The following is a 23,237-nucleotide window of genomic DNA, read 5'->3' as shown; positions in this document are numbered from 1 at the left end:
TAGTCAGAGCCCCGCGCACTGTTGCCCGCCGATCGTGCAGCTCTCCGGTTCCCGGGCCTTCGGCCGGCTGTCGCGGACGTCGAAGCTGATCGTCCGGGATCCCCCGGCCGCCACGGCGCCGCCGGTGAAGGTGATCGCCCGTCCGTCCTGTCGCCAGTTCGCGCCGTCGACGTCGTCGACGGTGGTGCCTTCGGCGAGGGTGACCACCACGGCCCAGTCCGTCACCGGCGCGCCGCCGGGGTTGCCGACGACGATCTCGCCCGTGTAGCCGAACAGTCGGTCGGATTCGGTCTCGTAGCGGGCCGTGATGGACGGCGCCGATGGCGGAGGCGGGGCGGCCGACGCGGGTGTCCGCGAGGGCTTCGCCGACGGGGTCCGGCTCGGGCGGGTGGTCGCCGACGCGGTGGTCCGCGAAGGGCGCGCCGAGAGGGTCGCGGTGGGCGCCACTGCGGCCCTGTCGGCCGTCACTGTCGGTGACGCGGTGGCCGTCGGCGCGGGCGCGGCGGCGGGCTTCGCGTCGGGTGGCAACGTCACCCATGCCGCCGTCCCCGCCACCAGCACGGCCCCGGCGACCACGGCGACCAGCGTGCGACGCCGACGAGGGTTGCGGCCGGCCTTGCCGCGTACGCCGATCAGCGGCAGTTCCGCGGTCATCCCACCGTCGGCGCGGCGCAGGTCGACCTGCTGGAAGGCGAGCCAGTCGAGGATGGCCGGCAGCCGCACGGTCAGCGCCTGCCGGAGCTGTTGCTCCCGGGGGTCGTGCTGCTCGGCGGACCACGCGCCGTGCGTGCTGACCTCCCGTAGCTCCAGCCGGCAGCCCTGCTTCGTGACAGTGACCGCGCAGGTCAGCTCGCTGAGCCGGCCGGCCTCGTCGCAGGCCAGCACGAGGAGGTCCGGCTCCTGCCGCTCGGTCACCTCGACCTCGACGTTGGCCTCGAAGCCGGGCAGGCCGGCGGTGTGCAGCAGCATCCGGTCCGCTACGCCCTCGACAGTCTCGGCCTCGGCGAACCACCGGCCGAGCAACTCCCGATCGGTCAGGGCGCGCCAGACCCGCTCAGCCGGGTGGGACAGGTCGACCTGCGCACCGATCTCGATCACGGCGAGACTCTAACGGGTTGCCCGCCCGGCCTGTCCCCGCCCGCCCGAGCCGGTTACCGGCGTCCTGGTCAGCCCCAGCGGCGGGACCGCTCGACCACTGTGGCCAGCGCGGCCTGGGCGCCGACACTCACCTCGGCCACCACCTGCGCCGCCGGCAGGTCCCGGACCAGCGGGTGCGCCTGCCCGGCCCACAGGTTGGCCACCGACGCGTCCCCGTCGCTCCGGGCGGCAGCGAGCAGTGGACGCGTCAGGTGCAGCACCTGGGGGTAACCGCGCGGTGCCACCGCGTCGTGCTGGCGCAGGAAGTCGTTCGCCACGCCACGGGCCCGCTTACCGGTGTAGGACCGGGTCAACGCGGTCGGCGTGGCACTGGCCACCGCCGCCCGGTGCATCGGCGAGCTGCCCGCCTCCGGGCAGCGCAGGAAGGCCGTGCCGAGTTGCGCGGCGGCGGCGCCGGCGGCCAGCACGGCGGCCACCGAGGGGCCGTCGACGAGGCCACCCGCGGCCACCAACGGCCGGTCACAGCGGGCGGCGGTCAGCCGGAGCAGCGGCAGCAACCCGTAGTCGTCGTCGTCCGGTAGGCCGCCGCGATGCCCACCGGCCTCGGTGCCCTGTACCACCACCGCGTCCACCCCCAGGTCGGCGGCGGTGGCCGCGGCGTCCGGACGGGTCACGGTGGCCCACACCTCGGTGCCCCGCTCGCGCAGGGCGGTCACCGCCGCCCGGTCGGGCAGCCCGAACACGAAGGACACGACCGGGACCGGGTCCGCGAGCAGCGCGGCCAGCTTCTCCGGGTACGCGTCGTCGCCGCCCACCGGATCGCCCAGGCTCACCCCGCGCTGCGCTGCCTGCGGGGCGAGCCGTTCGGCGTACGCCCGAATGGCGGCCTCGTCGACGCCGCCGGGGTCGGGCAGGAAGACGTTGACGCCGAACGGCCGATCGGTACGCGCGCGGGCCTCGGCGACGTCGGCGACCAGCCGACCGGTGTCGATCATCCCGGCGGCGAGGAAGCCCAGCCCACCCGCTGCGGAGACGGCGGCCACCAGCGCGGGCGTGGACGGGCCACCAGCCATCGGGGCGGCGACGATCGGGTGGCGCAACGTGGACAGGACGGACATCCCCCCATCCTGCCGCAGGCCCGGCCCACTCACTGGCGCGCGGTGTGCCTCCACCAGAGCGCGGCGGCCAACCCGAGCAGGATCAGCAGTGTCCCCGCGCCGAGGGCCAGCGGCCAGGTCCGCCCACCCCCTCCGCCGACCTCCCCGGCGGCCGGACGGACCGCAGTGGGCGCCACCGGGTCGACGGACTCTGTGGAGGGCGCGGCAGTGGCAGCGCTGGCGGTCGCCGGGTAGCGCAGGATCGTCGAGCGGGTGCCGGCTGGTTGACCGGCGGACTCGGAGACCGTGAGCAACGACCGGCCGTCCCGACTGTAGGTGATCGACTCGCCCTGGGGCTCGTCCGGCAGCGGGGTGATCCGCGGGGTGCCGGTGGTCAACGCGCGGACCACGTCGCCGTCGGGTACGTCGTACTCGAAGGCGTCGGCGTAGCTGCGCAGCACCACCCGCCGTCCCTCGGGCGCGCTCGCCGCACCGGTGATCACCCCGCGCCCCAGGAACGAGAACGGGTTGCTGGTCGTGGTCGACGGCACTGTCACCTGGCCGAGCGCGGTCAGCGGCGTCGTCGCGTCCGGCCGCAACGCGGTGGCCGGCGCGTACAGGAAGACGGTGCCGCTGCCGCCCTTGGTGACGATCAGTGGTCGACCGGACCCGTCGAGCAGCAGCGCCTCGGCGTCGTGCGGACGGTCCGGGTAGCTCATCCGGTGCAGCACCGGCCGCTTCGCCCCCGGCGCGAGCCGCCACACGCCCACCGTCGGCCGGGAGCGGTCGTTGTCGCCGATGTCGGCGACCCAGACGGTGCCGTCCCGGCCGATGGCCAGGTCCTCGGTGTCGCGGGGGCGGGACGGAAAGGAGACGGTTCGCGTCACCGCGCAACGCTGGTTGAGGTAGAAGATCCGCCGGCGGGCCTCGTCGTCGGCCCCGTCGTTGATCACCACGTACCCGTCGTCGGTGGCGACCATGCCGGAGATCTCACGGAGCCGGTCGTCGCGCACCTGGCAGACCGGCGTCCCCGCCGCCGCGCCCGCCGTGGCGGCGCCCGGCGCCAGCACCACGGCCGGCGGCAGCACGCCCGCGAGCACCGCGGTCAGCACCGCACCCGCGCGAGCACGCCGCCCCCAGGTCAACCGTCCGCGTACCCGCATCGCCCACCCTCCTCGTCGCGGCCGTGACCGGCCACCCGCCTATCCTGGCCGATCCCGACCACCGGCGGCCGTCATCGGGGGGACGCGCCCGGACCCCTGGTCGATGTACTGTCGCTCGGCCTGATTCTCAAGCCGGAGGTTGGCCATGTCCGTGAGCGACACCGCGCCGACCAGTCCGTTCGGGCCGCGGCTGCTGCGCCGCCTCGGCCGCCCCGCCGGTGGCGCCGCCATCGCCTGGGTGCCACTCGCCGCGCTCATCTGCGGCCTCTTCACCGGCGCCCTGGCGAGCCGGGCCGCCTGGGAGACGTCCCGACCGCAACCCGACCGGGCCGAGGCCGCCGCCGTCCTGACCGAGGTCTTCCCCGGCCACGACCTCGGCGAGATCGACACCCCGCCGGCGCTCTTCGTCGTCTACGGGCACGCGCTGCGCCTGGGGACCGTCAAGACCCTGCTGTTCGGTGACGGCGGCGAGTATCAGGAGAGCGCCACCGGCGCCAGCGCCCTCGGCGCGCCGCCGGTGCCCGCCGCGCAGATCGTCACGGTGGCCCGGGAGCGCCTGACCGGTGCCGGCTGGCGGGTGTACGAGCCGCAGGCGTCCGACCGGGTCAGCTGCGCGGACAAGACGTGCGCCACCCCGCAGGAGGTCACCGACACCGCAGTGACCGCCCGCCGCGGCGACACCATCCTGAACGCCTCGATCTCCTCGCAGACAGCAGTCGACGCCAGCTACCTCTCGGTCGAGCTGCACCGCGCGCCGCCGCCCCTTGTGGTCCCCGCCGGAGTGCTCGGCACGGCGCTGGGCGCGGTGGCCGGTTGGCTGGTCTTCGGCTGGGCCAGTCGACGCACCGAGGGACGCCGTCGACGCGGCACTGTGAACGTCCTGGCCGGGGTGGCCGTGGTGCTGTGGTGGCTGCCGGTGTTGCTGGTCGCACCGCCGCTGCTGCACCACCACCTCGGCGAGCCGCACCCGGCCTGGCACCCGTACTGGGAGTGGCTGGGCCAGCCGGCCGCCTCGCTCCTCTTCGTGGTCGGTGCGGTGTGCGTGCTGCTGGCGCTGGGACTGGCCGCCGCTACCCGCCGGGGCGCCACATCCGAGGCGACGACCGACTGACCGCCGAGGGTTACCTGTCGGTCCGGAGACCGGTACGGTCCGAGATGTCCACGGTCACGGCAGGCCCGTACGACGGCGCCCCCGCCGGACCCGGCGCCGCCAGACCGACCGGCACAGGGGAGGGGCGCAGCGTGCGGATCAGAGCGGGGTTGTGCGTCGCGGCGCTCGTCGCGGCGGGGCTGACGGTCGGCACACCGGCCGCCGCCACACCGGCCGCGTCCCCGGCGGCCAGCGGCACAGTGGTGCCGATCCAGGTCACCGGTGACCCGGCCACGCGGTTCAACCTGGTGCTGCTGGGCGACGGTTACACCGAGGCCGACCTGCCCACCTTCCGAGCACACGTGGACCGGCACCTCAACACCCTGTGGACGATCGAGCCGTTCAAGTCCTACCGCAGCTACTTCAACGTCTACGCCGTGGAGATCGTCTCGGCCGAGTCCGGGGTGGACTGCGACCCCGGCCTGTCCGCGCCGCGGCGTGACACGGCGCTCGGCATGGGCTTCTGGGGTGGTTGCAACCCGGCGAGCGTGCAACGCCTGCTCACTGTCGACGGCACCGCCGCGAACGCGTACGCCGACCTGGCCGTCGGCACCAACCCCGGCAACCGGCAGCTGATCGCGCTGGCCAACAGCGGCACCTACGGTGGGGCCGGCGGCAGCAACGCCACCGCCTCCGGCGGCAACGCGCTCTCCGCGCTGATCAGTCCACACGAGCTGGGGCACTCCCTCGGTGGCCTGCAGGACGAGTACGACTACTACGGCCGGGGAGTGCCGGGCGACACCTACAGCGGGCCGGAACCGGACTCGGTGCACCACACGGTGCTGACCGAGCGGCAGATGCGCGAGACCCGCGCCAAGTGGTGGCGCTGGCTGGGTGAGCCGAGCGAGTCGGGCGGGACGATCGGCCGCTACCAGGGTGGCCTGTACCTCCAACGCGGGGTGTGGCGACCGAGCCGGCACTCGATGATGAAGTCGCTGGGCTTCTACTTCGATCAGGTCGGCCGGGAGCGGATGACCGAGCGGATCGCCGGTCGGGTCGGCATCGTGCAGGGCGGCACGGCCACCGGTGCGGCGGTCGGGGCGGACCGACTGCTCTGGGTGGACACCCTGCACCCGGTGAGCCACACGCTGACCGTGACGTGGTCGGTGGACGGCAGGGCGGTGCCGCGTACCGGCAACGCCCGCCACCTGGACCTGCGGAATCTACGGCTCTCCCCGGGTCGGCACACGGTCACCGCCACGGTGACCGACCCGACGGAGTTCGTCCGGGACCCGGCGGTCCGCAGTTCTCCCGCGTTGACCCAGACCCGCACCTGGACCGTGGACACCTCGCTGCGTACCCCTGCGGTGGAGTCGCCGCTGGCGATCACGGCGTCCACCGCGACCGACCGGGCGGTCGGCGCGCACGACGTGGTGTACGTGCGGACCAGCCAACCCACCGATCGGGCGCCGCGCGTGCGCTGGACGCTCGACGGCCGGCCGGTGGCCGACACCGGCACCGACCGGGACGTGGACCTGGGCGCCCTGCGGCTGTCGCGGGGCACCCACCGGCTGACCGCCCGGGTCAGCAACCCGGGCACCGGGAAGGCGGTGACCCGCACCTGGACTGTCGACGCGACGCGGCCCCAGGTCGCGTACGAGCTCTCCGAGCCGCTGCTCACCGTCACCCGGCCCGGCCGACCCACCGAGTACGTGTACAACGGCCCGTTCACCATGGGGCTGACTGGCACCGACGACGGCACCGGCCAGGTCACCTCGGAGTTCCGGCTCGACGGCGACGGGTGGCACAACTACTACGGCTGGCCCACCGACGCCCGGTCGCCGTTCCTGTTCACCGCCACCGGCACCGACGTGGACGGCCTGGTCTACGGCAACCTCGGCTCGGGCGGCCTGTCCGTGTCCCCGTTCGCTGAGCGGTCCCCCGGGTACGGCCGGCACCGCATCGAGTACCGGGGCATCGACGCCGTCGGCAACATCGGGCCGGCTCGCGGGTTCGTGGCCACGCTGATCCCGCCACCACCGGCCTGCACCACAGTGGTCACCGGCCGACACGCCGGCCCGCTGACCGTCGCCGCCGGTGTCACCTGCCTGCGCGCGGCCACCGTGACCGGCACGGTCACCGTCGCACCCGGTGCCACACTGGTCGCCCAGGGCTCCTCGATCGCCGGAAACCTGACGGCGTCCCGCGCCGCCGCCGTCGAGGTGCTGAACACCGAGGTACGCGGCTCGATGACCCTGACCGGCATCACCGGCCACGTCACGCTGGTCGGGACGCGGGTGGCCGGGCGGCTGGCGCTGACCGGCACCGCGTCGGCGCCCGTTCTGGCCGGCGGCCAGGTGGGCGCGCTGACCTGCTCGGGCGGTTCGGCCCCGGTCGACCTGGGAGCACCCACCACGGTACGGAAGCCGACCGCGGGCCACTGCCGCCGGGCGTGACGCCAGACCCTCCAGATCCGCGCAACTACCGGGATGGTGCCGCTTCCGCCGCTGGGGAGGCAGCACCATCGGGGAAACTGCCCAGATCTCGACCGGCGTGCCGGCCTGAGTGCGGCGCTGGCGGGTAGGCAGCGGCCCGGCGGCATGTCGACACCCGCCGGGTGGGAGGCTCCGATGAGCACATACCGGGACGAACAGGGCGGCACCTTCCCTCCGCCGGAGGCGGATGCCCTTGAGCAACGACAGGACGCGTTCGACGTCGGGCCGCCGGACCGGGTGTCGGGTGACGTGGACCCGGAGGCGTCCGAGGCCGACCTGGCCGAGCAGGGCGCCCTCCCCGCGGGCACCCTCGAGGAGGTGACGTCGCTGCCAGCCGACGCCAACCCGGCCGACGCCCTCGAACAGCGCCAGGAGATCCCGGCCCGCGACGAGGGGCGTCGCACCTGACCACGACCGCCCCGCCGGCCTGGCCGCGCACGGCGGTCCGGCCCGACATGCTCCCCAACGCCTGATGCCTGTGAGTCATCAATATGACTCACAGGCATCACGCTCGTGGGGATGCCTGGCCCCAGGCAGCCAGCCAGCTCAGCCGGCGACGCCGACCGGCCGGCTCAGCCGGCGACGCCGACCGGCCGGCTCAGCCGGCGACGACCTGCCAGAGGAGGAACGCGTTGAGCGCGACCACCAGCACGGCCACCAGGGACGCGGCGGCGGTGGTGAGCGGGTGGTTGACCAGGTTGCCCATCAGGTCGCGCCGGCGGGTGAAGGCGACCACCGGGATCAGCGCGAACGGGATGCCGAAACTGAGGATGACCTGGGACAGCACGAGCGCCCGGGTCGGGTCGAGGCCGATGCCGAGCACTACCAGCGCGGGCAGCAGGGTGACCAGGCGACGCAGCAGCAGCGGTACCCGCCGCCGCAGGAAGCCCTGCATGATGACCTCTCCGGCGTAGGTACCGACGCTGGTCGAGGCGAGCCCGGAGACCAGCAGCGCTACGGCGAACCCGAACGCGGCGGCGGTTCCGATGGTCTGGCCGAGCCCGGCGTGCACCCCCTCCAGGCTGTCCGCGCCACCAGGGCCGCCGCCCCGGAAGCTGGCCGCGGCGATCAGCAGCATGGCGAGGTTGACCGCGCCGGCCGCGCTCAGGGCGAGCAGCACGTCGGTGCGCTGGCCACGGAACAGGGTCCGGCGCTCGGTGTCGTCGGCGGCGGGGATGCGGTCGCGGGTGAGCGCGGAGTGCACGTAGATGACGTGCGGCATGACTGTCGCGCCGAGGATGCCGGCGGCCAACAGCACGCTGTCGGTGCCCTGTAGGCGGGGCACCAGACCGGCCATGGCCGAGGCGGGGTCGGAGCCGGAGGCGAGCAGGTTGGCGGCGAAGGCCAGCACGATCACCCCGAGCAGGACGGCGATGACGACCTCGAAGGCGCGGTATCCCCGCGAGCGCAGCGCGAGCACGGCGAACGCGGCAGTGCCGATGATGATTCCGCCGGGCAGCAGGGGGATGCCGAAGAGCAGGTACAGGGCGACAGCGCCACCGATCACCTCGGCCAGGTCGGTGGCCATGGCCACCAACTCGGCCTGCACCCACATCACCCGGTTCACCGGTCGCGGTAGGCGTTCCCGGCACAGCTCGGGCAGGCTGCGCCCGGTGGCAAGACCCAGCTTCGCGGTGAGCGTCTGCACCAACATCGCCATCAGGTTGGCCACCACCACGACCCAGACCAGCAGATAACCGTAGCGGGCGCCGGCGGCGGAGTTGGTGGCGAAGTTGCCGGGGTCGACGTAGGCGACGGCGGCGACGAACGCCGGGCCGAGCAGGATCAACCGCCCGCGTACGCGGCCCCGGGCGCGAGCGGCCTGTAGTGGAGTCGCCCTCGACGTCGTCAGTTCGTTGGTGACCATCGAACACCTCCCCGTCCACGCGGATCGCCTCCGGGCCCTTCCCGTCGGGCTGACCCTTGGGTGCCAACCCCTGGCCTGCCGGTGCCACCGGGCTCGGCCGCCGCGCCGAGCCGGGGCAGCACCCGGCGTGCCGGACGAGACGCGCCGCGCCGGGACGGAACCTGCCGCGGCGGGCTTGACAGCCGGTGGGTCACCGATGAAGCTGTCTATTAGTCCTACTGTCGTAGGACAACAGGAAGGATCATCGGGAGTGATCGAGTTCGTACTGGACAGCCGGTCGAAGGTGAACACCTACATGCAGCTCGTGCAGCAGGTGAAACAGGCGCTGCGGGTTGGCCTGCTGACGCCGGGCGACCAGTTGCCGAAGGTCCGGGACGTCGCGCAATCCCTGGCGATCAACCCGAACACGGTGCTGAAGGCGTACCGGGAGTTGGAGATCGAGGGTCTGGTCGGCGGCCGACCAGGGGTGGGCACGTTCGTCCAGCGCACCCTGGCCGGCGCGTCCCTGCCCAACCAGGCCGAGCTGCGCGACGACCTGGTCGAGTGGCTGCACCGGGCGCAAACGGCCGGCCTCACGGCCGAGGACGTCATCGCCCTGGTGGAGACGACGCTGCGCGCCACCCTCGCCGACGACGCCCCGCAGAAGGAGCCCGCGTGAGCGAGCAGAGCGAACGAACCATCAGGCACCGCCAGCGCTCGCGCCACAGCGGAGCGGCGGCGTGAACGGAACGAGAGGACAAGGGATGGACATGGTCTTGGAAGCAGACCGGCTCGGCAAGCGGTACGGCAGCACCTGGGCATTGCGGGACTGCTCGCTGCATCTGCCGGCCGGCCGGATCGCCGCCTTGGTCGGGCCGAACGGCGCGGGCAAGAGCACGCTCTTGCACCTGGCCGTCGGGCTGCTCAAGCCCGACGCGGGCACGGTCCGGGTGTTCGGTCGGTCCCCGTACGGCGACACGGAGGGCCTTGCCGACATCGGTTTCGTCGCCCAGGACACCCCGCTGTACCGGGACTTCACGGCGGCCGAGTTGGTCATCGCCGGCGGCAAGCTGAACAAGCGGTGGGACGCGGCGCTGGCCCGTACCCGGTTGGCGCAGCTCGGCATTCCACCGGACAAGCCGGTCGGCAAGCTCTCCGGCGGGCAACGGGCCCAGGTCGCGCTGGCCCTGGCACTGGCCAAGCAGCCCCGGCTGCTGCTGCTCGACGAACCGGTCGCCAGCCTCGACCCGCTGGCTCGCCGGGAGTTCCTCCAGTCACTGATGGGCAGCGTCGCGGAGTCGGGCACCACAGTCCTGCTCTCCTCGCACCTGCTGGCCGACCTGGAACGCGTCTGCGACTACCTGATCGTGCTGAACGCCTCTCAGGTGCAGCTCACCGGCGCTGTCGACGACCTGGTCACCTCGCACCGGCAGCTCGTCGGGCCGCGGCACGACGGCGGCGTCATCGGGGGCGTCGCCGCAGTGGTCCGGGCCAGCCACACCGACCGGCAGTCCACACTGCTCGTCCGCACCGACGGGCCGGTCACCGATCCGGCGTGGACGGTCCGCGAGGTCAGCCTGGAGGACGTGGTGCTGGCCTACCTGGCCGATGGCACCACGCAGACCAGTCACAGCGAGTGGGGGGTAGCAGCATGATCTGGTTGACCTGGCGGCAACACCGCAAGCAGGCGTTCTACACACTGCTGGCGCTCGCGGCGCTTGCCACCCTGCTGGTGCCCATCGGCCTGGCGATGCGCCACACCTTCTCCGACCTCGGGCTGGCGGACTGCGCACGCCAGCTCGCGGACACCAATGTGCCGGCGGCGACCAGGGATGCCTGCGACGCGGGTTTCCGCCGCTTCGGCAACCAGTACAGCAGCCTGAACCTGGTGGCCGTACTGCTGATCACCCTGCCGGCGCTGGTCGGCCTGTTCTGGGGTGCACCACTGGTCGCCCGCGAGGTGGAGCACGGCACGCACCGGTTCGTCTGGACCCAGGGCGTCGGCCGGACCCGATGGGCCCTCGTGAAGTTCGGGCTGGTGGGCGCTGCCGTCGTGGTCCTCGCGGCGGTCTACGGGCTGGGCATGTCGTGGTGGGTCGACCCGCTCACCCAGGCCGCCTACGAGGGCCGGCTCGGCATGATCGTCTTCGACCTGCAGGGCATCGCGCCGATCGGCTACACCCTCTTCGCCGTCGCGCTCGGCGTCTTCGCCGGCACGATGTGGAAGCGGATGCTGCCCGCCATGGGCATCACCCTCGCCGGTTTCATCGGCGTACGGGCGGCGGTGGAGATCCTGGCCCGACCGCACTACCAGCCGGCCCGCACCCAGACCTTCCCCATCGAGGGGGAAGGGCCACCGGAGGTCAGCCGGGGGGACTGGATCCTCACCCAGGGCGTGCGCAACCCGGACGGGACGATGATCGCGGAGGACACCCGGATCCAGTGCCCGCCGGGCGGGAAGGGGCCGGACGGTCGGGTCTGCGGCGCCGAGTTGGGCCTCGAACCGGGCGCGTACAACTGGCAGCTCTACCAGCCGGCGGACCGGTTCTGGCTGTTCCAGAGCATCGAGACGGGCATCTTCGTCGCCCTGGCCGTGCTGCTGCTCTACCTGGCCATCCGCCGGGTCCGCCGGATCGCGTAGCTGGGCGACGGGTGCTCGTCGGGGAGCGGGGGCCTCGGCGAGCACCCGTCAGCGCAGGCCCCCGACGGTCAGCGACAGCCAGGACGCCAGGTCGTGCAACTCCTCGTGCACGGCCCGGGTCACCTCGGGGCTGAAGGGCACGTCCTCGTGGATGGCGTGCACGGTGAGCGTGCCACGCCGGCGCTCGGCCGTGGCGTCCACCTTTCCGACCAGCCGATCGCCGTGCAGGATCGGCAGCGCGAAGTAACCCCACCGTCGATTCGCCCTGGGCTTGTACATCTCCAGCACGTACTCGTACTCGAAGAGGTCGGCGAGGCGGACCCGGTCGTGCACCAGCCGGTCGAACGGCGACAACAGCGCCGTACGCCCGGTGAAGGGCTGCCCGAGCGCGGCCGGGTCCACCCGCCACTCCCCCGCGACGCCCTCGATGATCGCCGGCTCGCCGGCGGCGCCGACCTCGGCCGGCTCGCCGGGGACCACCACCGCCTTCGCCCGTGCGATGCCCAGCGCCCGCAGCCGTCGCTCGTTGCGCAGCAGACGCGCCTGCTCCAGCTCGACGACGGGCACGTCGGCCGGGTAGACCCGCTCGGCCACGTCCCAGAGCCGCTGTCGGCCCTGGCGGCCGGCGATCGCGACCTCGCCGCGCAGGACCAGGAACTCCAGCATCTGGGTGACGTTGCGGTTGTTGGTCCAGCCCGACGACGGCCAGGGCACGACGCTCGTGTCCGGGATGTCGCGGGAGAGCAGCGGACCGGAGCGGCCGAGCAGGTCGAGCACGTCGCGTCGGAACGAGTCGTTGGCGCGCAGCCACTCGCGGTGGCGCTCATGACCGGGCGACGCCGCCATCGCCGCGAGGAAGAGCCCCAGGTCGTCCATCGGTCGCACCATCGCCTGGTGCTCGAAGAGCGTCCGGCCCCGTTCGAGGGCCTCCCGCATCTGCGCAGGCTGGTACGACGGGCCGAGCCTGCTCCAGCAGACCAGGTCGGCGCTGGGTGCGACGGCGGCGGTCGGGTCGATCTGCACCAGGGTCAGCTGGCGGACCACTGTCAGCAGGTCGGCCGGGCGCGGATCGGCCAACAGTTGGGCCCGGATGGCGATCCGCCGCGCCTGGGCCCGATCGATTCGGTGCACGTCCACGCCGGCGAGCCTAACGGCGCTCACCGACATCGACCGGGCCCAGAGAGTCGGATTCCTCGGCCGGCCGGGCTCAGCCGGCCAGCCGCCGGTACCGCGCGACCGAGAGCGGCAGGAAGACCGCGACCAGGACGAGCGGCCAGAGCACCGCCAGCCACGGGTAGTGCTGCGCCGCCCAGGAGTCACCGCCCCAACCGGGGTTGCCGAACAGCTCGCGGGTGGCGCCGACGGTCGCCGACAGCGGGTTCCACGCGGCCACCGCACCGAGCCAGGCGGGCATGGTGGACGGTGCGACGAACGCGTTGGAGAGGAAGCCGAGCGGAAACTCCAGGGTCTGCACGGCCACCACGGCCGTCTGCCCACGGGTGACCAGTCCGAGGAAGATGCCGACCCAGATCAGGGCGAAGCGCAGCAGCAGGATCAACCCCACCGCCGCCAGCGTGGCGCCGGCCCCGCCGTGCGCCCGCCACCCGATCGCCAGACCGGTCAGCAGCAGGACTCCGAGGGTGACCAGCGCGAACAGCATGTCGGCCACCGCCCGGGCCGCCAGCGGCGCCAGCGGGGAGACGGGCATCGATCGGAGCCGGTCGGTCACCCCGCGCTCCAGGTCCTCGGCGACGGCCATCGTGGTGAGGCTGATGCCGAAGACCATGGTCATCACGAACATGCCGGGCATCAGGAACTCGCGATAGCTGCCACCGCCGGGCACCTGCAACGCGCCGCCGAACAGGTAGGCGAACATCAGCACGATCAGGATGTTGAAGCCGAGCGAGGCGATCAGCGGGCCGGGATCGCGTCGCCACCGGGCCAGGTTGCGCCAGATCAGGGTGCCGCTGTCGGCCAGCAGGGCGGGCCGGCCGGGCGTCAGGTCCACCGCCGGTGCCGGCATGCTCACCGCGCTCATGCCGACACCTCGGCGGTTGCTGCCCGGCGGCCGGTGAGGTGCAGGAACACGTCGTCCAGGGTCGGTCGGCGCAGCGCGACGTCCGCCACCGGGACGTTGACGGCGTCGAGCGCCCGCAACACGTCGACGAGCGCACCGGCCTGGTGACCGACCCGGACGCTCACCATCCGCCGGTCCACGTCGACAGTCGGTTCGTCGTCGGCCGCCCGGCGTACCTCGGCGACGGCGGCGGCGAGGTCGGTGGGTGCCGCGACGACCACCTCGATCCGGTCGCCGCCGAGCCGGGTCTTCAGGTCGTCCGGCGTCCCCTCGGCGATCACCCGGCCGGCCTCGACCACCGAGATCCGGTCGGCGAGTTGGTCGGCCTCGTCCAGTTGCTGGGTGGTGAGCAGCACTGTGGTGCCGGTGCGCACCAACTCCCGGACCGACTCCCACACCTCGTTGCGCCCGCGCGGGTCGAGCCCTGTGGTGGGCTCGTCGAGGAAGAGGACCGCGGGGGCCAGGATCATGCCGGCCGCCAGGTCGAGCCGTCGGCGCATCCCTCCTGAGTACGTGCTGACCGGCTGCTCGGCGGCGTCGACGAGACCAAAACGTTCCAGCAGCTCGACAGCCCGCTGTTGGGCGCGGCGGCGACCGAGGTGGAACAGCCGACCGAAGAGCACCAGGTTCTGCCGACCGCTCAGCGCCTCGTCGAGCGCGGGATGCTGCCCCACCAGCCCGATGCGGTAGCGCACCTGGTCGGGCTGGCGGGTCACGTCGAACCCGGCGACCTCGGCACGACCCTCGTCCAGCCGCAGCAGGGTGGACAGGATCCGTACCGCTGTGGTCTTGCCGGCGCCGTTCGGGCCGAGCAGGCCGCACACCGTTCCCTGCGGCACCCGCAGGTCGAAGCCGTCCAGCGCGTAGCGGTCCCGATACCGCTTACGCAGCCCTTCCGCCGCTATCGCGTTGCCTCTTGTCGTCACAGCGCTCCCTCCCCGACGTTGCCAACGGCGCTACCGTACAACATACGGTAGGCGGTACGGGAATGGTGGGTCGTCGGCGCCCACCAGCACACCGAGGGAGTTCAGAGTGGGAGCCCGCAGGAACCGGCGGGCATGGGGTGGTCGCGACTAGCCGGGCTCGTTGGTCCCGACCTGGCCCGCGACGCCGACGTTCAGCGGGTCGGCCAGGAGTTTGTCGAATGCCAACTCGGCGGCACCGATCAGGACGGCGTCGCGGCCGAGTGCCGCCGCGCGCAACCGCAGGTGCTCGCGGGAGGCGGGCAGTGGCATGGTGTCCAGCCGGTCCCGAACCAGGTCCGCCCCGGCGGTGAAGATGTCGCGCAACGAGCCGCCGAACACCACGGCGTCCGGGTTGACCACGTTGACCAGGTTCGCCACGCCGAAGCCGAGCCAGTCCGCCACCTGCTCGACCGCCGCGCGGGCGGTCGGGTCGCCGTTCTCCGCCGCGCGCAGGACCTCGGCCACCGCCGCGCGGTCGCTCGGGTCACGGCCGGCGTGCCGCAACAGCGCGGCTTCGGAGATCTCGGTCTCCCAACAGCCGCGTGAACCGCAGCCGCAGGGCAGGCCGTTGGGGTTGACGACCATGTGGCCGACCTTGCCGCTGTGACCCCGGTGGCCGATCACCAGTCGGCCACCGACGATGATGCCGGCGCTGATGCCCAGGTCGCCGTGCAGGTAGATGACGTCGTCGATGCCGACCGCGACGCCCCGGACGTGCTCGGCCAGACCGGCGATGTCGGCCAGGTCACCGGCCACGAAACCGGGGCCGGAGCTGAACTCCGCCTCCAGCGCTGCGCCGAACGTCTCGTCGATGCTGGCGATCCGGATCCTGCCGTCCGGGTCACGGGTGGTGTCGGTGACCGCGGCGGCGCCGCCGACCAGCAGCGCGTCGCCGGCCACCGTGCGTTCCATGTCGCGGACCAGGTCGGCGAGGGGTCCGACGGCGTCGATCGCCGACATGCCGCTGGGTCGGGGGATCTCCCGCAGGTCGAGGATCTGCCCGCCGAGGCCGACCCGGGCGGCACGCAGCCGGTCCGCGTCGATGCTCAACGCGTGGGCGTAGACCCGGTCGGAGCGGGGGCTGACCACCAGTGAGGGGCGGCCGGCGCGGCGGGCGGTGGTCGGTGCCTCCTCGGTGACCAGGCCGCTGGTGACCAGGTCGGCCGCGAGGGCACCGATGGTGCTTCGGTTGAGGCCGAGCCGGCTCGTCAGCTCGGCCCGGGACGTCGGTCCGTGCAGGTGGACGTAGCGCAGCACAGCGCCGAGGTTCTGCCGCCGGATCTCCTCCTGGCTGGCGCCGGGGACCGACGGCAGCGGGGACTCGGCGTTGCGGCCGACGCCGGCTGGCCTGGCCCGTACTGGTATCGCCACGGTCAGACCTCCTTCCGGGTCGAGGCCGGTTGGTGCGGGGGTGCAGGGACGACGATGGGTCCCGGTAGAGGAGACCCGGGACCCATCGGCGTTACTACCTACCGTGCGGTGATTACTTGGTGAGCGGCGCGAGCTTCGGGTCGTTGGCGTACGCCTCAGCCGCGTTCGCCTTGGTGACGGCGACCGGCGGGAGCAGGTACGTGTCGACGACCTTGCTGCCGTTGTTGTAGGACTTGGTGTCGTTCACCTGCGGCTTGTCGCCGGCCTGGAGAGCCTTGACCATGTTGATGGTCTCCTTGACCAGGTTCCGCGTGTCCTTGTTGATCGTCATGTACTGCTCGCCCTTGACGATCGACTTGACCGACTCGACCTCGGAGTCCTGACCGGTGACGACCGGGGTCGGCTTGCCAGCACCCTTGACCGAGGTCAGGATGGCGCGGGCCAGCGTGTCGTTCGGGGAGAGGACGCCGTCCAGCTCCTTGTTGCCGTAGGTCGAGGTCAGCAGCTGGTCCATGCGGGCCTGCGCACCCTCGGCCTTCCAGCCCTGGATGGCGGTCTGCTTGACGTCCTTCTGACCCGAGGCGACGACCACGTTGCCCTTGTCGATCTCCGGCTTGAGCACGTCCATCGCGCCGTTGAAGAAGACACCGGCGTTGTTGTCGTCCGGCGAGCCGGAGAACAGCTCGATGTTGTACGGGCCGTTCGGCTTCTTGGCCTTCATGCCGTCCAGCAGGGCCTGGCCCTGGAGCTGGCCGACCTTGAAGTTGTCGAACGCGACGTAGTAGTCGAGGTCCGGGGTGTTCGTGATGAGCCGGTCGTAGGCGATGACCTTCACGCCGGCCGTGTGGGCCGCCGCGACCTGGGTCGACAGCTGCGCGGCGTCGGTCGCGCCGATGACGATGACCTTGGCGCCCTTGGTGACCATGGCGGTGATCTGAGCCTGCTGGTCGGCGACAGTGGTCGACGCGCCGGCGTACTGCACGTCACCCTGGAAGCCGGCCTCCTTGAGGCCGTTGCTGAACAGGTCACCGGCGAGGACCCAGTTCTCCGAGGTCTTGGCCGGCAGGGCCACGCCGATCAGCGAGTTCGCCGGGAAGCCCTTGGCGGCCTCGCCGCTGGAGCCGCTGTCGCCGTCGCGGCCGGAACCGCAGCCGGCGAGGGCCAGCATGGCAGCGGCGCTGATGGCCACCACCGAAGTGCCGAAGAATTTACGCATGGTGAGGACTTGCCTTTCTAGATGGTGAGGCGGGTGGAGAGGTCGGTGGCCGTCAGCCGGACACCGCTGCCTTGGCGGGCTCGCGCTCCGCGTCCGGCGGTGAGGTGGGTGGGGCGGAGTCGTCGCGGCGGAAGGGCCGCATCAGGCTCCCGATGATGGAGAAGCGCCCCTGGCTCTTGTTGTAGACGTCGATCGCGACGGCCAGCAACAGGACCAGACCCTTGATGATCTGGACGCGGTCGGTACCGACGCCCATCAGCTGCAGGCCGTTGTTGAGCACGGCCATGACGAGACCACCGACGATGGATCCGCTGATGGTGCCGATGCCGCCGGCGACGGCCGCGCCACCGATGAAGACCGCGGCGATGGCGTCCAGCTCCCAGCCGTTGCCGTCCTGCGGTCCGGAGGCCGCCGAACGGGCCACGAAGATCATGCCGGCCAGCGCGGCCAGGACGGACATGTTCATCATGACGAAGAAGTTGACCCGCTTGAGCTTCACACCGGACAGCTCGGCCGCCCGGGAGTTGCCGCCCACCGCGTAGATGTGCCGGCCACCGGCCGTGTTGCGGGTGTAGAAGGAGTACGCGATGACCAGGACCAGCAGGATGATGCCGGAGATCGGGAAGCTGGTGCCGACGCGACCGCTGGCGAAGCGCAGCGCCGCGAAGGCGATCACGCCGACCATGATGGCCATCCGCAGGATGGAGATCCACATGGGTGCCGGGTCGGCGTCCATCGCCCGTCGGGTCTTGCGGGCCTGGATCTCGCGCCACACCACCGCCAACGCCGCGGCCAGGCCGAGCAGCAGCGTGGCGTTGTTGTAGCCGGTGTTCGGACCGAACTCGGGCAGGAAGCCGGAGCCGATCTCCCGGAAGCCCTCCGGCACCGGGACGGTGCTCGCGTTACCGATGAACTGGTTGCCGCCCCGGAAGAGCAGCATGCCGGCCAGGGTGACGATGAACGCCGGCACCCCGATGTAGGCCACCCAGAAGCCCTGCCAGGCGCCGATCACCGCGCCGATGGCGAGGCCGAACACGATGGCAGCGGGCCAGGGCAGGTCCCACTCGGTCATCGACTTGGCGACCAGGATGCCGGCGAAGGCGGCGACCGAGCCGACCGAGAGGTCGATGTGCCCGGCCACGATCACCATGAGCATGCCGATGGCCAGGATCAGAATGTACGAGTTCTGCTGGAACAGCGCGATCAGGTTGTCCGACCGAAGGGTGAGGCCGTCGGTCAGGATCTGGAACAGGACGACGATCGCCACCAGGGTGAAGATCATCCCGAACTGGCGAGCGTTGGAGGTGGTGCCTCCGAACAGGTTCTTCTGAAGGTCCTTCAATCGGCTCATCGGGTGGCCATCTTCTTCGTCGAGGTCATCTGCTTCATGAGGTTTTCCGGGGTGGCGTCCGCCCGGGCGATCTCGCCCGTGATGGCGCCTTCGAACACGGTGTAGATGCGGTCGCAGAGCCCGATCAGCTCAGGCAGCTCCGAGGAGATGACGATGACGCCCTTCCCCTGGTCGGCGAGCCGCTGGATGATGCCGTAGATCTCGTACTTGGCGCCCACGTCGATGCCGCGCGTCGGCTCGTCGAGGATCAGCAGGTCCGGGTCGGTGAACATCCACTTGGCCAGGACGACCTTCTGCTGGTTGCCGCCGGAGAGCTTGGAGACGCTCTCGTCGACAGTCGGGGCCTTGGTCCGCAACTCCTTGCGGTACGCCTCAGCCGCCTGGTACTCCTCGACCTCGTTCAGGACGCCGTGGTGCGAGATCTTGGACAGCTTGGCGGCCACCGTCGACGTCTTGATGTCGTCGAGCAGGTTGAGGCCGATCGCCTTGCGGTCCTCGCTGACGTACGCGAGGCCGTTGTCGATCGCGTCGGCGACCGACTTCAGAACGATCTCCTTGCCGTCCTTGATGATCGTGCCCGACTCGTACACCCCGTAGGAGCGGCCGAAGACACTCATCGCGAGTTCCGTGCGGCCCGCGCCCATGAGACCGGCGAAGCCGACGATCTCCCCGCGGCGCACCACGAAGCTCTCGTTCTTGCAGACCTGCCGCTCGACGGAGATCGGGTGCCGGACGTTCCAGTTGCGGACCTCGAAGAAGACGTCACCGATCTTCGGCGTGTGGTCCGGGAACCGGCTGCTCAGCTCGCGGCCGACCATGCCCCGCACGATCCGGTCCTCGTCGACCCCGTCCGCCTTGACGTCGAGGGTCTCCACGGTCCGGCCGTCGCGCAGGATGGTGATCTGATCGGCGATCGCCTCGATCTCGTTCAGCTTGTGCGAGATCATGATCGAGGTGATGCCGCGGGAGCGGAACCCGCGCAGCAGGTCCAGCAGGTGCTTGGAGTCGGCCTCGTTCAGCGCCGCGGTGGGCTCGTCGAGGATGAGCAGCTTCACGTCCTTGGCGAACGCCTTGGCGATCTCCACGAGCTGCTGCTTGCCGACCCCGATGTCCTTGATCAGGGTGTCCGGGTCCTCTTCCAGACCGACCCGGGCCATCAGGTCCAGCGCCATCCGGTTCGCGGCCTTCCAGTCGATCGCGCCCCGCTTGCGCGGTTCGTTGCCGAGGAAGATGTTCTCGGCGATCGACATTCCTGGAATGAGCGCGAGCTCCTGGTGGATGATCACGATGCCGGCGTTCTCACTGGCCCGGATGTCGGAGAACTTGCTCTCCGACCCCTGGTAGGTGATCTTGCCGTCGTAGGTGCCGTGCGGGTACACCCCGCTGAGCACCTTCATCAGGGTGGACTTGCCCGCGCCGTTCTCGCCGCAGATGGCATGGATCTCGCCGGCGCGAACCACCAGGTTGACGTCGGAGAGGGCCTTGACTCCGGGGAACTCCTTGGTGATGGAGCGCATCTCAAGGAGGATGGGCACGTCGCTCATCGCTCGTACCACCTCGCCAACGTCATCGGTTGCCTCCGGAAGGTTGAACCTTCACTTGGTTTTGTTGTTGACGGCAACGTATTGCGGCCGGAGGGCCATCCGCAAGGCGAGGGACTGTTGAAAAGGTAACAATCCGGCAATATAGATGTCGCACAGTGTTCGCCCGCCACAGCGGCAACGACAGCCCCTCCCGGTACCCCAGGCGTGACCGCAGCACCCACGCCACCTGCGACAACGCGCCAATCGACCCCGGCCGCTCCCGCAGCTTTCCCACCAGGAAAGATGCCTCAGGGACGGTGCATCCGGTAACGCAGCGCACACGTCACGCCATCGAATGTTGGGAATCGGGCACCAGCTCAGCGCCGGACGCGAGGCGCACCACGAGCCGCTGGCGGCTGATGTGACCCACGCCTCTACCGACCGCCCGCATCGATGGTCGCCATCCTGCAGCGACGATCACCGGACGACGGGCCAGAGCCCCAACGTCCGTTACGCGCAGTTCGTGACGGCACACCGCGACCCGCAGGCCGGGGCGTCGGCCGATCAGCTCGGGCGCAGCACCGCCTTGATGACGCCGTGCTCCCGCCGGTCGAAGTGGCGATACAGCTCGGGGGCGTCGGCCAGGGTGCCGTGGTGGGTGACGATCATGCTGGGACGCGCCCGGCCCGCGACCACCAGGTCCCGCAGCAGGACTGTGTAGCGGCGGTCATGGGTGCGACCGAACCGGACCGCCACTCCCTTGCTGAACAGCGCTCCCCACGGCGCGACCAGGTTCTCGTGGCCGTCCGCGCCCGGGCCGGGGTGAGGGTCCCGGTCCGGGTACACCCCGGCCACCGCGATCGCGCCGGCGGCGTTGACGAGCCGGGCCGCGTCGGCGATGACCTGGTTCGGACGCTCCCGGTCGGGGTGCTCCCGGTCGCGGGCCTGGAAACCGACCGCGTCGATGACCTTGTCGACCCCGGCCAGTTTCTCCTCGCCGAGCGGCAACCCGGTCCGTGCCCGGTCGGCCCGGATCTGCTCGACCGGGTCGCCCCGGCGAAAGTCGATCGGCACGGCCCCGATCTCGCCGGCCTTGTCGAGTCGGGCGTCGACGCCGTCCACGGAGTACACGACCCGGGCACCTTTGAGCAGCGCCGAGTAGGCGCCGAGCAGACCGACGGCGCCGGCGCCGAACACCGCCACCGTGTCACCGGGCTCGACCTCGGCGAGGGTGGCCGCGGCGTGCCACCCGGTGACGAACGCGTCGGCGAGCAGCACGAAGTCGTCCTCGTACGCGTCCCCCGGCTCGCCGGGCAGGGGTACGCAGTTGGCGTCGGCCCACGGCACCCGCAGCAGGTCGGCCTGCGCGCCCCGGTACGGACCCATCCCCGCGTACCCGTACGCCGCGCCCGGTCCCTCGGCCCGGGCCCGCAGACAGGCCGCCGAGAGCCCGCGAGCACACATCACACACGTCCCGCAGAACAGGTGCGTGGGGATCACCACCCGCGTGCCCGGCCGTACGGTCTGCACCGCGGCGCCCACCTCCTGCACGACACCCAACGGTTCGTGACCGAGCACCATGCCGGGCTCGGCGCTGGTGCGTCCGTCGTACATGTGCAGGTCGGTGCCGCACAGGGCGGTGGAGGTTATCCGCACGAGCGCGTCGGTCTCCGCCTCCAGGGTCGCGTCGGGCACCTCCCGCACCGCGACCGTCCGGACGTCGGTGTAGACGACGGCTCTCATCCCGGCGCTCCTGTTCTGCTGTGGAACGGCCGGTCTTCCCCCGACTGGGACGTTCATGCCTGCCCGACCCAGCGGTCGACCGGCCGGGCGGTGCTATCTTAGGGCCCCTAAGTTATTTCCTAATGAAGCAAAGGTTCGGTATGCCACGGCAGGGTCTGACCAACGCGCGCGTCTCGGCCGCCGCAGCCGAACTGGCGGATTCGGTCGGCCTGTCCCGGTTGACCGTCGCGGCTGTCGCCCGGCACTTCGGCGTCTCCGACGCCGCCCTGTACGTGCACGTCCGCAGCCGGGAGGCGTTGATCGAGCACGTCGCGGTCCGGGCGGCGGCCACGTTCGCCGACGCACTCGCGATAGCTGTGGCGGGGCGGGCCGGCCGCCAGGCCCTGGTCGGGTTCGCCGACGCCTGGCGCGCGTTCGCCGTCACGCATCCGGGGCAGTACGCGGCGACCCAGCTTCAACTGCCGCCCGAGGTCGGCACCCGGTCGGCCGGGCACCTGCGCCTGATCGAGCTGAGCTACGCGATGCTGCGCGGGTACGGGCTCGACGAGCCAGCCCTGACCGATGCGATGCGATTCGTCCGCAGCACCTTCCACGGCTTCACGAGCCTCGAAACGGTCGACGGTTTCGGGCATCCCCGCGCTGTCGACGCGTCCTGGCAGTCGATCCTCGACGCGGTGCACACCACGTTGAGCAACTGGCCGACCGAGAAACAGGAGCAGCGATGAACAGCCACGATCAGTCGGTCGAATCGGCCGACGGCACCCGCCTGGTGGTACGACGCCTGGGCATCGGCGACCCCGTCGTCCTGGTGCACGGCTCGGGTGGTGGGTTGCACTCCTGGGCCGCCGTCGCCGAGCACCTCGCGCGCGACCACGAGGTGTGGCTGCCGGCCCGGCGCGGATACGGTCCCAGCGACGTCCCGGCCGACACCAAGTCCTTCCGCACCGAGACCGCCGACCTGATCGCCGTCACCGAGGCGGCCCGGCGATCCTCGGGCCGACCGGTCCATCTCGTCGGGGCGTCCTACGGGGCGACTCTGGCGTTGCACACCACCTCGGCCGATCCGCGCGACGTACGCTCCCTGGCGATCTTCGAGCCGCCGCTCTACGCGGCCGGGGCGGAGATCGTGCCGCTGCTCGACCGGTACCGCGCCGCCTTCGAGCGCGACGACGCCGCCGCGATGGCAGCGGCTCTGAACGAGGTGACGCGGGTTCCGGCCGAGATCGTCGCCGCGATGGCCGCCGGCGCGGGGAATCGGGTGCCCGACCCCGTCGAGGCGCGCCGCTCGGCGGTGGGCTGGCTGCACGATCTCGAGGCCCTCGCGCAGGACAGCACCGACATCACCCGGTGGTCCTCGATCACCGTGCCGACTCTCCTGCTGGCCGGCGCGGACACCTGGGAGCCGATGCCCACCACGATGAACGCCCTCGCGAGGACGATTCCGGCGGTCCGTCGCGTCACCTGGCCGGGTCAGTCGCACTTCGTGACCATGACGGCACCGACCCTGGTCGCCGACGCGCTGCGGCAGTTCTACGCCGCGTCACCCGCGGCTTAGCCAAGC

Annotated in this window: 20 protein-coding genes; 8 read left to right on the top strand and 12 right to left on the bottom strand. The window is 71.6% G+C overall.

From position 1 onward, the window contains the following. Positions 1-3 precede the first annotated feature (3 nt). The 3 genes from IW249_RS19190 to IW249_RS19180 all read right to left on the bottom strand — a co-directional run bounded on the left by IW249_RS19190 (position 4) and on the right by IW249_RS19180 (position 3,358). Positions 4-1,098, bottom strand: a complete 1,095-nt coding sequence (locus IW249_RS19190) for a cellulose binding domain-containing protein (protein WP_196922020.1) — start codon at positions 1,096-1,098, stop codon at positions 4-6. A 68-nt stretch (positions 1,099-1,166) separates the two neighbouring features. Further along, positions 1,167-2,216 (bottom strand): NAD(P)H-dependent flavin oxidoreductase, encoded by a 1,050-nt coding sequence (locus IW249_RS19185; RefSeq protein ID WP_196922019.1) that lies wholly within the window; start codon positions 2,214-2,216, stop codon positions 1,167-1,169. A 29-nt stretch (positions 2,217-2,245) separates the two neighbouring features. After that, complete coding sequence (locus tag IW249_RS19180; protein ID WP_231392576.1) at positions 2,246-3,358, bottom strand: NHL repeat-containing protein; 1,113 nt, start codon at positions 3,356-3,358, stop codon at positions 2,246-2,248. Between the two features lie 145 nt (positions 3,359-3,503). Between IW249_RS19180 and IW249_RS19175 the strand changes: the two genes are divergently transcribed. From IW249_RS19175 to IW249_RS19165, 3 genes are all read left to right on the top strand, one after another. After that, on the top strand, positions 3,504-4,469 hold the full coding sequence (locus IW249_RS19175; RefSeq protein ID WP_196922018.1) for a hypothetical protein: 966 nt from the start codon (positions 3,504-3,506) through the stop codon (positions 4,467-4,469). 131 nt (positions 4,470-4,600) lie between these two features. Beyond that, positions 4,601-6,904, top strand: a complete 2,304-nt coding sequence (locus IW249_RS19170) for a M64 family metallopeptidase (protein WP_196922017.1) — start codon at positions 4,601-4,603, stop codon at positions 6,902-6,904. Positions 6,905-7,078: 174 nt separating this feature from the next. Next, on the top strand, positions 7,079-7,351 hold the full coding sequence (locus IW249_RS19165) for an Rv3202a family protein (RefSeq protein ID WP_196922016.1): 273 nt from the start codon (positions 7,079-7,081) through the stop codon (positions 7,349-7,351). Between the two features lie 190 nt (positions 7,352-7,541). Here the strand turns inward: IW249_RS19165 and IW249_RS19160 are convergent, their stop codons facing one another. Next, positions 7,542-8,810 carry an Nramp family divalent metal transporter gene (locus IW249_RS19160; RefSeq protein WP_231392574.1) on the bottom strand — a complete coding sequence of 423 codons (1,269 nt, stop codon included), beginning with the start codon at positions 8,808-8,810 and terminating at the stop codon, positions 7,542-7,544. Between the two features lie 250 nt (positions 8,811-9,060). Here IW249_RS19160 and IW249_RS19155 point away from each other — a divergent pair, with 250 nt between their 5' ends. The 3 genes from IW249_RS19155 (at position 9,061) to IW249_RS19145 (ending at position 11,430) form a co-directional block, all read left to right on the top strand. After that, entirely contained in the window at positions 9,061-9,468 is a 408-nt protein-coding gene (locus tag IW249_RS19155; protein WP_196922015.1) for a GntR family transcriptional regulator, read from the top strand. Between the two features lie 85 nt (positions 9,469-9,553). Further along, complete coding sequence (locus IW249_RS19150; RefSeq protein ID WP_196922014.1) at positions 9,554-10,444, top strand: ABC transporter ATP-binding protein; 891 nt, start codon at positions 9,554-9,556, stop codon at positions 10,442-10,444. Further along, the gene (locus IW249_RS19145) at positions 10,441-11,430 is read left to right on the top strand and encodes an ABC-2 membrane transporter-related protein (protein WP_196922013.1); all 990 of its coding nucleotides are present in this window, start codon (positions 10,441-10,443) and stop codon (positions 11,428-11,430) included. The genes IW249_RS19150 and IW249_RS19145 overlap by 4 nt, the downstream gene beginning before the upstream one ends. Before the next feature lie 48 nt (positions 11,431-11,478). On the opposite strand, the gene IW249_RS19140 is transcribed toward IW249_RS19145, so the two are convergent. From IW249_RS19140 to IW249_RS19105, 8 genes are all read right to left on the bottom strand, one after another. Continuing rightward, positions 11,479-12,567, bottom strand: a complete 1,089-nt coding sequence (locus tag IW249_RS19140; protein WP_196922012.1) for a DNA glycosylase AlkZ-like family protein — start codon at positions 12,565-12,567, stop codon at positions 11,479-11,481. A gap of 70 nt (positions 12,568-12,637) precedes the next feature. Then, positions 12,638-13,468 carry an ABC transporter permease gene (locus tag IW249_RS19135; protein WP_196922011.1) on the bottom strand — a complete coding sequence of 277 codons (831 nt, stop codon included), beginning with the start codon at positions 13,466-13,468 and terminating at the stop codon, positions 12,638-12,640. Beyond that, complete coding sequence (locus IW249_RS19130) at positions 13,465-14,433, bottom strand: ATP-binding cassette domain-containing protein (protein WP_196922010.1); 969 nt, start codon at positions 14,431-14,433, stop codon at positions 13,465-13,467. The genes IW249_RS19135 and IW249_RS19130 overlap by 4 nt, the downstream gene beginning before the upstream one ends. A 147-nt stretch (positions 14,434-14,580) precedes the next feature. Continuing rightward, positions 14,581-15,843 (bottom strand): ROK family transcriptional regulator, encoded by a 1,263-nt coding sequence (locus IW249_RS19125; protein WP_196922009.1) that lies wholly within the window; start codon positions 15,841-15,843, stop codon positions 14,581-14,583. Positions 15,844-15,955: 112 nt separating this feature from the next. Further along, positions 15,956-17,059, bottom strand: a complete 1,104-nt coding sequence (locus IW249_RS19120; RefSeq protein WP_196922008.1) for a substrate-binding domain-containing protein — start codon at positions 17,057-17,059, stop codon at positions 15,956-15,958. A gap of 52 nt (positions 17,060-17,111) precedes the next feature. Continuing rightward, positions 17,112-18,410 (bottom strand): multiple monosaccharide ABC transporter permease, encoded by a 1,299-nt coding sequence (gene mmsB / locus IW249_RS19115; RefSeq protein WP_196922007.1) that lies wholly within the window; start codon positions 18,408-18,410, stop codon positions 17,112-17,114. After that, the gene (mmsA, locus tag IW249_RS19110; RefSeq protein ID WP_196922006.1) at positions 18,407-19,954 is read right to left on the bottom strand and encodes a multiple monosaccharide ABC transporter ATP-binding protein; all 1,548 of its coding nucleotides are present in this window, start codon (positions 19,952-19,954) and stop codon (positions 18,407-18,409) included. The genes mmsB and mmsA overlap by 4 nt, the downstream gene beginning before the upstream one ends. Before the next feature lie 543 nt (positions 19,955-20,497). Next, a complete protein-coding gene (locus tag IW249_RS19105; RefSeq protein WP_196922005.1) occupies positions 20,498-21,676 on the bottom strand; it encodes a glutathione-independent formaldehyde dehydrogenase in 1,179 nt (392 codons plus the stop codon). A gap of 140 nt (positions 21,677-21,816) precedes the next feature. Between IW249_RS19105 and IW249_RS19100 the strand changes: the two genes are divergently transcribed. Beyond that, positions 21,817-22,401: a TetR/AcrR family transcriptional regulator gene (locus tag IW249_RS19100; RefSeq protein WP_196922004.1), complete on the top strand. Its 585-nt coding sequence runs from the start codon at positions 21,817-21,819 to the stop codon at positions 22,399-22,401. Then, positions 22,398-23,231, top strand: a complete 834-nt coding sequence (locus tag IW249_RS19095; protein WP_196922003.1) for an alpha/beta fold hydrolase — start codon at positions 22,398-22,400, stop codon at positions 23,229-23,231. Before IW249_RS19100 ends, IW249_RS19095 begins: the two co-directional genes overlap by 4 nt. Positions 23,232-23,237 lie beyond the last annotated feature (6 nt).

The sequence above is a fragment of the Micromonospora vinacea genome, assembly GCF_015751785.1.
Taxonomy (GTDB): domain Bacteria; phylum Actinomycetota; class Actinomycetes; order Mycobacteriales; family Micromonosporaceae; genus Micromonospora; species Micromonospora vinacea.
The sequence above is the reverse complement of the archived record's forward strand: the minus strand, read 5'-3'. Positions and strand labels throughout refer to the sequence as shown.